At 64.7% G+C, this 13,179-nt stretch carries 11 protein-coding genes and 1 pseudogene; 3 read left to right on the forward strand and 9 right to left on the reverse strand.

The window, feature by feature from the left end; all coding sequences use genetic code 11:
• From ACEN88_RS12225 to rpsB, 7 genes and pseudogenes are all read right to left on the reverse strand, one after another.
• Positions 1-286, reverse strand: a pseudogene (locus ACEN88_RS12225) (1-deoxy-D-xylulose-5-phosphate reductoisomerase); the annotation flags it as partial.
• A gap of 127 nt (positions 287-413) precedes the next feature.
• The gene (locus tag ACEN88_RS12230; protein ID WP_413339901.1) at positions 414-1,241 is read right to left on the reverse strand and encodes a phosphatidate cytidylyltransferase; all 828 of its coding nucleotides are present in this window, start codon (positions 1,239-1,241) and stop codon (positions 414-416) included.
• Positions 1,242-1,247: 6 nt separating this feature from the next.
• Positions 1,248-2,006 carry a polyprenyl diphosphate synthase gene (gene uppS / locus ACEN88_RS12235; RefSeq protein ID WP_413339903.1) on the reverse strand — a complete coding sequence of 253 codons (759 nt, stop codon included), beginning with the start codon at positions 2,004-2,006 and terminating at the stop codon, positions 1,248-1,250.
• A 108-nt stretch (positions 2,007-2,114) separates the two neighbouring features.
• Entirely contained in the window at positions 2,115-2,675 is a 561-nt protein-coding gene (frr, locus tag ACEN88_RS12240; protein ID WP_036228560.1) for a ribosome recycling factor, read from the reverse strand.
• A gap of 28 nt (positions 2,676-2,703) precedes the next feature.
• Positions 2,704-3,420, reverse strand: coding sequence for a UMP kinase (gene pyrH, locus ACEN88_RS12245; RefSeq protein WP_036228558.1), 717 nt, complete (start codon positions 3,418-3,420; stop codon positions 2,704-2,706).
• A gap of 97 nt (positions 3,421-3,517) precedes the next feature.
• Positions 3,518-4,426: a translation elongation factor Ts gene (gene tsf, locus ACEN88_RS12250; RefSeq protein WP_371762385.1), complete on the reverse strand. Its 909-nt coding sequence runs from the start codon at positions 4,424-4,426 to the stop codon at positions 3,518-3,520.
• Between the two features lie 146 nt (positions 4,427-4,572).
• A complete protein-coding gene (rpsB, locus tag ACEN88_RS12255) occupies positions 4,573-5,319 on the reverse strand; it encodes a 30S ribosomal protein S2 (protein WP_036228556.1) in 747 nt (248 codons plus the stop codon).
• Positions 5,320-5,573: 254 nt separating this feature from the next.
• Between rpsB and map the strand changes: the two genes are divergently transcribed.
• The 3 genes from map to ACEN88_RS12270 all read left to right on the forward strand — a co-directional run bounded on the left by map (position 5,574) and on the right by ACEN88_RS12270 (position 9,916).
• A complete protein-coding gene (gene map, locus ACEN88_RS12260; RefSeq protein ID WP_413339906.1) occupies positions 5,574-6,398 on the forward strand; it encodes a type I methionyl aminopeptidase in 825 nt (274 codons plus the stop codon).
• Positions 6,399-6,407: 9 nt separating this feature from the next.
• On the forward strand, positions 6,408-9,002 hold the full coding sequence (locus ACEN88_RS12265; RefSeq protein WP_413339908.1) for a [protein-PII] uridylyltransferase: 2,595 nt from the start codon (positions 6,408-6,410) through the stop codon (positions 9,000-9,002).
• Between the two features lie 167 nt (positions 9,003-9,169).
• Positions 9,170-9,916, forward strand: a complete 747-nt coding sequence (locus ACEN88_RS12270; protein ID WP_413339910.1) for a pseudouridine synthase — start codon at positions 9,170-9,172, stop codon at positions 9,914-9,916.
• 34 nt (positions 9,917-9,950) lie between these two features.
• Here ACEN88_RS12270 and ACEN88_RS12275 read toward each other — a convergent pair whose 3' ends face one another.
• Both ACEN88_RS12275 and ACEN88_RS12280 read right to left on the reverse strand, forming a co-directional pair.
• On the reverse strand, positions 9,951-10,271 hold the full coding sequence (locus tag ACEN88_RS12275; RefSeq protein ID WP_413339911.1) for a hypothetical protein: 321 nt from the start codon (positions 10,269-10,271) through the stop codon (positions 9,951-9,953).
• 150 nt (positions 10,272-10,421) lie between these two features.
• Positions 10,422-13,179: PAS domain S-box protein (locus ACEN88_RS12280; protein WP_413339912.1), on the reverse strand; the 2,758-nt coding region annotated here is incomplete at its 5' end.

A 13,179-nucleotide genomic window follows, 5' to 3' on the forward strand; every position in this document is an offset into this window, starting at 1 on the left:
TCACCGTGTCCGTGTCCGGGCTCGATGCGATCTCGCACAAGGCCGCTTCGCCGTGGGCCACGTCGATCGGGAGGCCGGCCAGCAGGTCGCGCAGGCGCGCCGCGCTTTCCGCCGAACCGACGACGGCACGCTGCGGACGGAACACGCGGCATTGCGCGGCGAGCGCATCCACGCGCTCGTGCGCGGACAGCGCGTACACACGGTATTTGTCGGGATGACGTGCCAGCACGTCGAGGGTCGAGACGCCGATCGAACCGGTGGCGCCAAGGATAGTGATGCTTTGCATGTTGCGTTCCATTGTCAAGGTCGTTCCAACATGGGCGGGGCGGGTTGCAGACCACCGCCAGCGCCGAGTCATTCTGGCACGGCGCGCGCGAAGGCGGCGCGCCGCCCGCGTTGGAACGGCCTGTGTCTTACAGCCGCGAGCCGATCAGCGCGGCGAGGGGCAGCACGGGGATCAGTGCGTCGATGCGGTCCAGCACGCCGCCATGGCCGGGCAGCAGGTTGCTGCTGTCCTTCATGCCGGCGCGCCGCTTGAGCTGGGATTCGAACAGGTCGCCGACGATGCTGGCGGCCGTCATCAGCACGAGCACGACGGCAAGCACGGGCCAGCCGTACGTGTGCTGGACGCGCACGGCGAAGGTGTTCGCGAAGGCGTCGCCGCCGAACTGGACCGACAGGCCGCCCAGCACGAGCACGGCGATGCCGCCGCCGATCGCGCCTTCCCACGATTTACCCGGCGAAATCGATGGAGCCAGCTTGTGCTTGCCGAACGCCTTGCCGGAAAAGTAGGCGCCGATGTCGGCCACCCACACGATCGCGAGCACGGACAGCAGGAACAGCGGCGAGTGCGAATACAGGTCGACGATGGCGGCAAAGCAGCCGACCACGGCGAACGCGTAGACGAGCGACAGCACCGTGTTCGCGGGCGTGCCCAGCGGCGGCAGGCCGATCTTCAGCGACGGCGCGAACCGGGCGATCCACAAGGCCACGCTCAGCGCGGCCCAGAACGACAGATTCGTATGCCCCGTGAACACGGACATCGCGAATACGGCGGCCCACACGAGCGCGATCACGTGCGCGTTATGCGTTTCCGGATTGAACAGCCGAAAGCATTCCCAGATGGCGGCGCCGAAGAACACCGTCGCCACGACCGCGAACGCCGTGTAGTTGTTGAAGTAAAGGACTGGCAGCAAAATTGCCAGCAGCACGACGGCGGTAATGACGCGGGTTCTGAGCATCAGCGGTTAGCCTTGTTTAGCCTTGTTGGCGACCTGTTCGCCGGTGCGGCCGAAGCGGCGTTCCCGGCTCTGGTAGGACGCGATCGCCGTGTCGAGCGAGTCGCGCGAAAAGTCCGGCCAGAAGGTGTCGGTGAAGTACAGCTCCGAATACGCGAGCTGCCACAGGAGGAAGTTCGAGATGCGCTCTTCGCCGCCGGTGCGGATGAACAGGTCCGGCTCCGGCGCATAGGCCATGGCCAGGTGCTCGGCCAGCATCTCTTCGGTGTACTCGGTCACGCCCGGGTTGGCCGCAACCATCTTGCCCGTCGCCTGCATGATGTCCCAGCGGCCGCCGTAGTTGGCGCAGATGGTGACGGTCAGGCGGGTGTTGTTGGCGGTGCGGCGCTCGGCGTTGGCGATCATGTCCTGCAGCTTCGCATCGAAGCGCGACAGGTCGCCCACGACCTTCAGGCGGATGTTATTCGCATGCATCTTCGACACTTCGCGCTCGAGCGCGGTGACGAACAGGCCCATCAGGTAGGACACTTCGTCGGCCGGACGGCGCCAGTTTTCCGACGAAAACGCGAACAGCGTCAGGTATTCCACGCCACGATCCACGCAGGCTTCGACGATCTTGCGCACGGCGTCCACGCCCTTGACGTGGCCGGCCACGCGGGGCAGCAGGCGTTTGGTCGCCCAGCGGCCGTTGCCGTCCATGATGATGGCGATATGGCGCGGCACCGTCGGCGCTTCGGGGACTGCGGTGGTCGAACTTTTGAAAATCATAAATCTGGCCAAATGGCGGCTACAACAAAAGGCGGAACGGACCGGTCAAGCCTGGCCTGCCGGTCCGACGTCCACGACGATATGCGGCATATCATGCCGCAATACGGATCACACAGTCATCACTTCTTTTTCTTTCTCGGCAACCAGCTTGTCGATGTCGACGACGGCCTTGTCGGTCATCTTCTGGACATCGTCCTGGGCGCGGCGCTCGTCGTCTTCCGAGATCGCCTTGTCCTTGACCAGCTTCTTCAGCTGTTCGTTGGCGTCGCGGCGCACGTTGCGGACGGCGATCTTCGCGTCTTCCGCTTCCGACTTGCACAGCTTGACCATTTCCTTGCGGCGCTCTTCGGTCAGCGCCGGGGTCGGCACGCGGACGAGCTCGCCGAACGTCGACGGGTTCAGGCCCAGGTCGGATTCGCGGATCGCCTTTTCGATGACGTTCAGCATCTTCTTCTCATACGGCTGGACGCCGATCGTGCGGGCATCGATCAGGGTCAGGTTGGCGACCATCGGCAGCGCGGTCGGCGAACCGTAGTAGTCGACCATCACGTGGTCCAGGATGCCGGTGTGGGCGCGGCCGGTGCGAACCTTGGCCAGGTTGCCTCTCAGGGTCTCGATGGATTTCGCCATCTTGTCCTGGGCACTTTTTTTAACGTCAGCTACGGACATGCTGCTCTCCTGTATTTCTAACTATTGATTAAACGTGTACGAGTGTACCCTCGTCCTCGCCCATGATCACGCGCTTGAGCGCGCCCGGCTTGACGATCGAGAACACCTTGATCGGCAGCTTCTGGTCGCGGCACAGGGCGAACGCGGTGGCGTCCATCACCTGCAGGTGCTTCGCGATCGCTTCGTCGAACGAGATCTGTTCGTAGCGGGTCGCGTGCGGATCCTTCTTCGGATCGGCAGTATATACGCCATCGACCTTGGTTGCCTTCAATACAATTTCGGCCGAGATTTCCGAACCGCGCAGTGCGGCTGCGGTGTCGGTGGTGAAGAAGGGGTTGCCGGTACCGGCTGCGAACACGACGACCTTGCCCTCTTCCAGGTATTGCAGCGCCTTCGGGCGCACGTAGGGCTCGACCACCTGCTCGATGCCGATCGCCGACATCACGCGGGCGGTGATGCCCTGCTGGCGCATGGCGTCGGCCAGCGCGAGCGCATTCATCACGGTGGCCAGCATGCCCATGTAGTCGGCCGTCGCGCGGTCCATGCCCTGCGCACCCGGCGCGACGCCGCGGAAGATATTGCCGCCGCCAATCACCACTGCCAGTTCCACACCCAGCTTCGACACCTCCGCGACGTCGGCGACCATGCGCTCGATGGTGGCGCGGTTGATGCCGAACGGATCGTCGCCCATCAGCGCTTCGCCAGACAGTTTGAGGAGGACTCGTTGGTAGGCTGGTTTTGTCATGAATAGGGCTCCTGTGGTCATTGGTTCATATTCGGTACTGCACCGGACGGGATCACCGCCCGGTTGTAAAAACGGGCCTTGCGGCCCGTTCTCTTTATTACTGCTTGGCAGCAGCCATCTGGGCTGCCACTTCCGCTGCGAAGTCGTCGACTTTCTTCTCGATGCCTTCGCCGACCACGTACATCGTGAATGCTTTCACGGTGGTGTTGGCGGCCTTCAGCATCTGCTCGACGCTTTGCTTGTCGTTCTTCACGAAAGCCTGGTTGAACAGCGACACTTCTTTCAGGTACTTCTGCACCGAACCGTCGATACGCTTGGCGACGATCTCGGCCGATTGCGGCTGCTTGCCTTCGGCGACGGCCTTGTCGGCGTCTTCCTTGGCTTTCAGCTGAGCAACCGAACGCTCTTTCTCGATCAGCTCGGCCGGCACTTGCTCTGCCGACAGGGAGACCGGCTTCATCGCGGCGATGTGCATCGCGACGTCCTTGCCGACCTGCTCGTCGGCGCCGTCGTAGTCGACGATCACGCCGATGCGGTTGCCGTGCAGGTACGATGCCAGCTTGCCGGTGGTTTCGAAGCGCTGGAAGCGGCGAACGGTCATATTCTCGCCGATTTTGCCGATCAGTGCCGTACGCACGTCGTCGAACGTCTTGCCGTCGACCGGCAGGGCGGCCAGGGCGGCGACGTCGGCCGGGTTGTTCTCGGCGACCAGCTTGGCAGCCAGGTTGGCCATGGCCATGAACTCGTCGTTCTTGGCGACGAAGTCGGTTTCGCTATTGATTTCGACCAGCGCGCCGACGTTGCCGGCGACGAAAGCCGTCACGACACCTTCAGCGGTGATACGGGCTGCCGCTTTCGATGCCTTGCCGCCCAGCTTGACGCGCAGGATCTCTTCGGCACGCGCCATGTCGCCTTCGGCTTCGTTCAGTGCCTTCTTGCATTCCATCATCGGTGCGTCGGTCTTGGCGCGCAGTTCGCCAACCATCGCTGCAGTAATCGCTGCCATGTTCATTCTCCTAAAAGTAGGAGCAAGCCGCCGTCTTCGGCGTCTTGCATATTATTAATCTGTTCAGGAATTGCTTACAAAAAGGGGCGCTCGATCTTAGGCTCGGCGCCCCCTTTACAGCTCAGCGGGCCGTGACCCGCGGGCAATTAAGCTTGCTCGGAAACTTCGACGAAGTCGTCAGCCGACTTGACCATCTCGGCGACTTCGTTGGTCGCGTTGGCGCGGCCTTCCAGGATCGCATCGGCGACGCCGCGTGCGTACAGGGTGATGGCCTTCGACGAGTCGTCGTTACCCGGGATCACGTGCGACACGCCTTCCGGCGAGTGGTTGGTATCGACCACGCCGATGACCGGGATGCCCAGCTTGCCGGCTTCGGTGACGGCGCCCTTGTGGTAGCCGACGTCCACGACGAAGATCGCGTCCGGCACGCCCTGCAGGTCCTTGATGCCGCCGATCGACTTCTGCAGCTTTTCCAGTTCGCGCGAGAACATCAGCGCTTCTTTCTTGCTCATCTTCTCGACTTCGCCCGACTCGATGGCAGCTTCCATGTCCTTCAGGCGCTTGATCGAGGTCTTGATGGTCTTGAAGTTGGTCAGCATGCCGCCCAGCCAGCGCTGGTCGACGTACGGCACACCGGCGCGCTGTGCTTCAGCGGCGATGATGTCGCGGGCCTGGCGCTTCGTGCCCACCAGCAGGATCGTGCCGCGGTTGGCGGCGATCTGCTTGATGGTCTTCATCGCATCCTGGTACATCGCCATGGTTTTTTCCAGGTTGATGATGTGGATCTTGTTGCGATGACCGAAGATGAACGGGGCCATTTTCGGGTTCCAGAAACGGGTCTGGTGGCCGAAGTGAACACCGGCTTCCAGCATTTCGCGCATAGTGACAGACATTGTATTCTCCAGGGTTGGGTCTTGAATGACGGCCGGTACACCCGTTTCCGGGCACCCTTGTCGGCCGCATTCGCGATTTACATTCACAAATTGCTCGATATGGACACGAGCAACCCGAGATTCTAGCGGGATTTGACACGAATTTCAAGCTCGGGCACGCATGCGGCTCTCAAAAGCGGCGGCGGCCGCCGGCCCGGCGGCGTTATGAATCACATATAATGACCGGCACAGAACTTATTGCAGAACGGATCAATATGGCAATTTCCATCAAGACCCCGGAAGACATCGAGGGCATGCGCATCGCCGGCCGCCTCGGCGCCGAGGTGCTCGACTACATCACGCCCTTCGTCAAGCCGGGCGTGACCACCGGCGAACTGGACCGCCTGTGCCATGAATACATGGTCAACGTGCAAGGCACCGTCCCCGCCCCGCTGAACTATGCGCCGCCGGGCTACCCGCCGTTCCCGAAAGCCGTCTGCACCTCCGTCAACGACGTGATCTGCCACGGCATTCCGGGCGACAAGGTCCTCAAGAATGGCGACGTGGTGAACATCGACGTCACCGTCATCACCAAGGACGGTTACCACGGCGACAACAGCCGCATGTTCTTCATCGGCGAACCGTCGAAGCTGGCGCGCCGCCTGACGGACATCACCTACGAATGCATGTGGCTGGGCATCAGCAAGGTGAAACCGGGCGCGCACCTGGGCGACATCGGCCACGTGATCCAGCAGCATGCGGAAAACGCGGGCTACTCCGTCGTGCGCGAATTCTGCGGCCACGGCATCGGCAAGGTGTTCCACGAAGAACCGCAAGTGCTGCACTACGGCCGCCCGGGCACGGGCGAGGAGCTGAAAGCCGGCATGATCTTCACGATCGAGCCGATGATCAACGCGGGCCGCCGCGAGATCCGCGAAATGCCGGACGGCTGGACGATCAAGACGAAGGACCGCAGCCTGTCGGCCCAGTGGGAACACATGATCCTCGTGACGGAGACGGGCTACGAAGTGCTGACGACGTCGGCCGGCACCCCGCCGCCTCCCGCCATCATCCAGCCGAAAGACACCGTCGCCGCCTGATCCGCCACCATGTCCACTGCCACCATCGCCCCGCCGCCGCAACCCCTGCAGCCGCTGCAATTGAAACAGCGACTGAAAGCCGAGCGCCAGCTCGTCATTGCCGACTTCCGCGCGAACGGCAAGCCGGAAAAACTGTTGCGCGGCCTGCGCCACAGCGTCGACGGCGTGCTGGCGGATGCGTGGCACGCGGCCGGTCTCCCGCTTGACGCGGCGCTCGTGGGCGTGGGCGGCTATGGCCGCGGCGAGCTGTTCCCGAATTCCGACGTCGACCTCCTGATCCTGCTGGGCAACCCGCCCGACGCGATCGCGCAGGCGAAGCTGGAAAACTTCGTGCAGCTGCTGTGGGACCTGGGCCTGGAGATCGGCCACAGCATCCGCACGGTGGACGAATGCATGACGGAGTCGGCCGCCGACATCACCGTGCAGACGAGCCTGCTGGAAGCCCGCCTCGTGACGGGCAATGAAGCCGTGTTCAACGAGCTGCTGCGCCGCTACGACGAGGCGATGGACCCGCAGGCCTTCTTCCAGGCCAAGACGGCCGAGATGCGCCTGCGTCACGCGAAATACGAATACACGCCGTTCTCGCTGGAGCCGAACGTCAAGGAAAGCCCGGGCGCGCTGCGCGACCTGCAGGTGATCCTGTGGGTGGCCAAGGCGGCCGGTCTCGCGAATTCCTGGAGCCAGCTCGCGATGCGCGACCTGATCACGCGCGAGGAAGCGCGCCAGCTGATGGAAAAGGAGCGCGCCTTCAAGGACATCCGCATCCGCCTGCACCTGCAGACGAACCGGCGGGAAGACCGCCTCGTGTTCGACGTCCAGACGGCCATCGCGGAAACGTTCGGCCTCACGTCGACCGGCGCAGGCCTCGATGCGCGCCGCGCCAGCGAATACCTGATGCAGAGATATTACTGGGCTGCGAAGACGGTGACCCAGCTGAACACGATCCTGCTGCAGAACATCGAAGCCTACCTGTTCCCCACGCCGTCGCAACCGGTGCCGATCAACCCGCGCTTCAACGAAGTGGGCGGCTTCATCGACATCGCCGCGGACGACACGTTCGAATCCACGCCTTCCGCCGTGCTGGAAATCTTCGTGCTGATGACGGAGCGCCCCGACATCAAGGGCATGACCGCACGCACGATGCGCGCCCTGTGGCACGCCCGCACCCTCATCGACGACGCGTTCCGCGCGAATCCGCAGCACCGCGCCCTGTTCCTGCGCGTGCTGCAGGCGCCCGTGGGCCTCGTGCACGCGCTGCGCCGCATGAACGACATGGGCGTCCTCGGCCGCTACCTGCCGAACTTCCGCCGCATCATCGGCCAGATGCAGCACGACCTGTTCCACGTGTACACGGTCGACCAGCACATCATGATGGTCGTGCGCAACATGCGCCGCTTCACGATGACGGAGCACGCACACGAATACCCGTTCTGCAGCCAGCTGATCGCGAATTTCCGCGACCGCTGGCTGCTGTACGTGGCCGCCCTCTTCCACGACATCGCCAAGGGCCGCGGCGGCGACCACTCGGAACTGGGCAAGGTCGATGCGCGCGAATTCTGCCGCGACCATGCGCTGTCCGAGGAAGACACGGAACTGGTCGTGTTCCTCGTGGAGCACCACCTGACGATGTCGGTGGTGGCGCAAAAGCAGGACCTGTCCGATCCGGACGTGATCCAGTCCTTCGCCCGCCTCGTGCGCGACGAACGCCACCTGACCGCGCTGTACCTGCTGACGGTGGCCGACATCCGCGGCACGAGCCCGAAGGTGTGGAATGCGTGGAAGGCGAAGCTGCTGGAAGACCTGTACAAGATGACGCTGCGCGTGCTGGGCGGCGAGCCGCCGTCGGCCGACCGCGAACTGCGCGCGCGCCAGCAGGAAGCGCTGGCGACGCTGCGCCTGTTCGGCCTGCCGTCCGATGCGCACGAGGCGCTGTGGAAGCAGCTCGACATGGCATATTTCCTGCGCCACGACGCGTCCGACATCGCCTGGCAGACGCGCTGCCTGGTCGACAAGCTGGGCCGCGACAAGCCCGTCGTGAAATCGCGCCTGGCGCCGATCGGCGAAGGCCTGCAGGTGACGGTGTACGTGCAGGACCAGCCCGACCTGTTCGCGCGCATCTGCAGCTATTTCGACCGCAAGAACTTTTCCATCCTCGACGCCAAGATCCACACGACGAAGGATGGCTACGCGCTCGACACGTTCCTCATCACGGACGAGCATTTCGCCAACAGCTACCGCGACATCATCAACCTGATCGAGCACGAGCTGTGCGAGGTGCTCGTGCACCAGGAACCCTTGTGCCCGCCGCTGCGGGGCCGGCTGTCGCGCATGTCGCGCAACTTCCCCATCACGCCGACCGTGGACATGCGCCCGGACGAGCGCGGCCAGTTCTGGGTGTTGTCCATCGGCGCCAACGACCGCAACGGGCTGCTGTACGCGATCGCGAGCGTGCTGGCGCGTTATCGCATCAACCTGCACACCGCCAAGATCATGACCCTGGGCGAGCGCGTCGAGGACGTGTTCCTCATCGATGGGCAGGCGCTCAATAACCAGCGGGTGCAGGTGCAGCTGGAGACCGAGCTGCTGGATGCCGTAAAAATCTAAGTTAAAGCGTCATTCCCGCGAAAGCGGGAATCCATACTGAGCCACAGAATTCTGTCATTCGAAAACGACTGCAGCCTGTCACCGGAGTGACTTCGGCGCTTCAGCATGGGTTCCCGCCTCCGCGGGAACGACGGTGTTTTTTGTTTTCGTATTTATCTGAAGTCACCATGACCGAACCCGTACGCCTCTCCAAACGCATGTCCGAACTTGGCCTGTCTTCCCGCCGCGAGGCCGACGAGTGGATCGCAAAAGGATGGGTGCGAGTCGACGGCGAGGTGGTCTCCGAGCTCGGCAGCAAAGTGCTGCCGCACCAGAAGATCACCGTCGAGCGCCAGGCCGCCGCCCAGCAGGCGAAGCGCGTCACCGTGCTGCTGAACAAGCCGGTCGGCTACGTCAGCGGCCAGGCCGAAGACGGCTACAAGCCGGCCGTCGTGCTCGTGAAGCCGGAAAACCGCTGGGCGGACGATCCGTCGCCCGAGCAGTTCCACCCCACGCAGCTGAAATCCCTCGTGCCGGCCGGACGACTGGACATCGATTCCGTCGGCCTGCTCGTGCTCACGCAGGACGGCCGCATCGCCAAGCAATTGATCGGCGAAGACACGTCCATCGAAAAAGAATACCTCGTACGCGTGCAGTACACGAAGCCGGGACGCCTGCCGGACGCCGACCTCAAGAAGCTGAACCACGGCCTGTGGATGGACGGCAAACCGCTGCTGCCCGCGAAGGTGCGCTGGCAAAACGACGACCAGCTCAGCTTCACACTGAGGGAAGGCCGCAAGCGCCAGATCCGCCGCATGTGCGACATGGTCGGCCTGAAAGTCATCGGCCTCAAGCGCGTGCGCATCGGGCGCGTGAAGCTCGGCGAACTGCCGCCCGGGCAGTGGCGCTACCTGGGCGCGGACGAGAGGTTTTGAGTCAACGGTGCGTTTTGGCGGGCTCAGGGCAACGTCAATGCGCGTGCCGCATCTGCATCCACGGATCGAGCACGCGCAGTTCAGCGAGCACCGCCCGCGGCGCCTCGACGGTGCCGCCGCTGTCCTGGTCCCACTCCAGCCTCAGCTTCGATCGGCCCCGGCGCAAGTCCACGCGGGCGTAATCGACCCACGCATCCTCGGCATCGTATTCGAACGTCTTCATCCAGCCGGTCCGCAGCAGCGCTTCGAGCGTCTGGCGCAGTGCAAACGGTGGGAGGTCCGAAATCGTTTCGGGGTGTAACTGGGGGTCGTTGAAGACGCCCAGGTATCTGACGAATTGTGAAATCCACGCCATCGCTGCCTCCCAACATCGGTTGACGTTGATTTCAGTCTACTTAGGCGGCGGGCACATTGACGTTCGCTAACGCACATAGCGGAACCAAATGCAGTTCGCATATGTCACAATTTTGTAACTTATTGTTTCAACAACGTCGTATGATCAGTTTCAGACAAGAATCTGGTGCAACTCCTCGAGACTGACGGGTTTCGTCAGATGGTGGGAAAAACCGCGGTTGCGGGTCTGGCGCCGGTCGGCGTCCTGCCCCCAGCCGGTCAGCGCCGCAATCCGCACGCCGGCGAAGCGTTCGTCCTGGCGCAGGCGGCGCGCGACTTCGTAACCGTCCATGCCGGGCATGCCCAGGTCGAGCAGGACACTGGTCGGCTGGAACGATTCGGCCATCGCCAGCGCGGCGCGGCCGTCGTACACGACGCGGACCTCGGCGCCATCCGCTTCGAGCAATAGCCCGAGCGTATCGGCGGCATCGCGGTTGTCGTCCACGACGAGGATGCGCTGGCCGTGGAACGGTGCGGCGGGACGCGCCTGGCCCAAGGGAGGCGCGTCGTCGTCGACGTCGCGCACGGGCGCAAGCGGTAGCCGCACGATGAATTCGCTGCCCTGGCCCGGTCCGGCGCTGCGCGCCTCGACGGTGCCGTGGTGCATCTCGACGAGGCTGCGCACCATCGTCAGGCCGATGCCGAGGCCGCCCTGCCCCCGTCCCGCCGACCGGTGAACCTGGGCGAACATGTCGAACACGCAGGGCAGCGCGTCAGCCGGAATGCCGATGCCCGTGTCGCGCACGATGGCCACGACCTGGCCATCCTCGCGCCGCGCGTCGAACCAGATGCGCCCGCCCGTGTCCGTGTACTTGGCGGCGTTGTTGAGCAGGTTCGCAAACACCTGCGTCAGGCGCACGCGGTCGGCCTCGAGGACGAGCGGCTGCTCCGGCAGCGCGACGGCGAGCTGGTGACCGGCGCGGTCGATCATCGGCTGGCTCGTCTCGACGGCGCCGTGGACGATCTCGGCGAACGGCACCCGCTCCAGCTTCAGGTCGATCTTGCCGCGCGTGATGCGCGACACTTCCAGCAGGTCGTCGACGAGGCGCGCCATCTGCTTCACCTGCCGCCCCACCATCTCGACCACGCGGTCGGACTGGCGCCGGCCGTCGGGACGGCGCATCAGCTGCACCGCGTTGCTGATCGGGGCCAGGGGATTGCGCAGTTCGTGGGCCAGCGTCGCAAGGAACTCGTCCTTGCGACGATCGGCCTCCTTTAGGGCCTCCTCGGCCTGCACGGCCCCCGTGATGTCGAGCGAGATGCCGACATAGCCACGGTGTTCGCCGTCGCCCGAATGCCAGGGCGACGCATGGGATTCGAACCAGTGCCGGCTGCCGTCCTTCACGACCGTCTGGACACGCTGGGTGTAGGCGCCGCGTGTGCGGATCCCGTCGTACACGTCGCGCAGGTACCCGTCCATGTCGTCCGGCCGTGCGATGCTCTTCCAGCCGGTCCTGCCGTCCTCCGCAGACACGTCGTTCGTCACGCAGCGCTGGTTCAGGTAGATGACGTTGCCGTCCACGTCGAACTGGTACACGAGCGCGGGCGACGCATCGGCCAGCGCGCGGAACCGGCCCTCGCTCTCGCGCAGCGCATCCTCGGCGCGCCTGCGCACGGTGATGTCGTGGAACAGGATCGCCACGCGCGGCACCTGGCGCCCGCCGACCGGGTACACGAAGAAGTCGTACCAGTTGCCCAGCGGCTGCGAGAAGCATTGCGAGCGGCTGGAGACGCCGGTGCGCACGACCTGGGCGCAGGCGTCCAGCCAGCACGGCTCGTGCTCCGGGCGCATGCGGAGTTGGCCCGGCCCCACGTAGGCGATGTTGGCCATGCGCACGGCGGCCGGATTCGCTTCCGCGTAATCGAGGCCCGTCGGCCGGCCCGTGTCGTCGAAGCGGACGGTCGCGAGGAGAAAACCTTCGTCCATCGCCTCGAACAGCATGCGGTAGCGCCGCTCGCTCTCCGCCAGCGCGGCCTGGGTGCGGCGGCGCTCGTCGACGTCGATGTGCATGCCGACCCATTTGCGGACGCTCCCGTCGCGGTTGAACAGCGGCGCCGCGCGGGCATTGGTCCAGCGCCAGCCGCCGGACGCCATCTGCACGCGGAACTCGGCGTTCAGGACGCGGCGCGTACCGACGGCCGCGCGCCATTCGCGCAGCGCGTAGGCGCGGTCGTCCGGATGCACGGCCTCGATCCAGCCCACGCCCAGCGACGCCGATTCCGCCTGGCCCGTGTAGGCCGTCCAGCTGGGCGAACCGGTGACGACGCGGCCGTGCGCATCCGACTCCCACACGGTCTGCGCGAAGCCCTCGACCATCGCGCGGAACCGTTCCTCGCTCTCGGCCAGGCGCGCCTCAGTCTCCTTGTTCTCGGTGACGTCGATGACGAACAGCACGCAGCGCGCGTTCGCGCCGTCGCCCGAGATGCGCGCGGGCGCGAACAGGCCCCACCAGCGGCTGCCGTCCTTGCGCTTCATCTGCTTCGTGTACGGCAGCGTCACCCCCTTGTCGATGAGGTCGCGCAGCGCGCGCGCCGACACGTCCCAGAACTCGGGCGGCGTCATGTCGCGCCAGTTCGGCATCGTGCGCAGTTCGGCGCGCGTGTATCCCGTCATGCGCTCGAACGCGGCGTTGACGTCGCGCACGGTGCCGTCGATGTCGAAATACAGCACGCCGACGGTGCTGATGCTGAGGGTGGCGTCGATGAGGGCCTTGTGTTCGCGCAGCAGGCGCTCGGCCGCGCGGCTTTCCTCGACCTCGCGCTCCAGGTGCTCCTTGGTTTCAAGGACGGGCCGCAGGCGTTCCTCGACCTTGCGCTCGATCTCGCCGCCGCCGGCCTGGTGCGCGGCCGCGGCGAACGCCGCGCAGGTG

Source organism: Massilia sp. CT11-108, from assembly GCF_047302915.1.
GTDB classification, from domain to species: domain Bacteria; phylum Pseudomonadota; class Gammaproteobacteria; order Burkholderiales; family Burkholderiaceae_D; genus Telluria; species Telluria orientalis.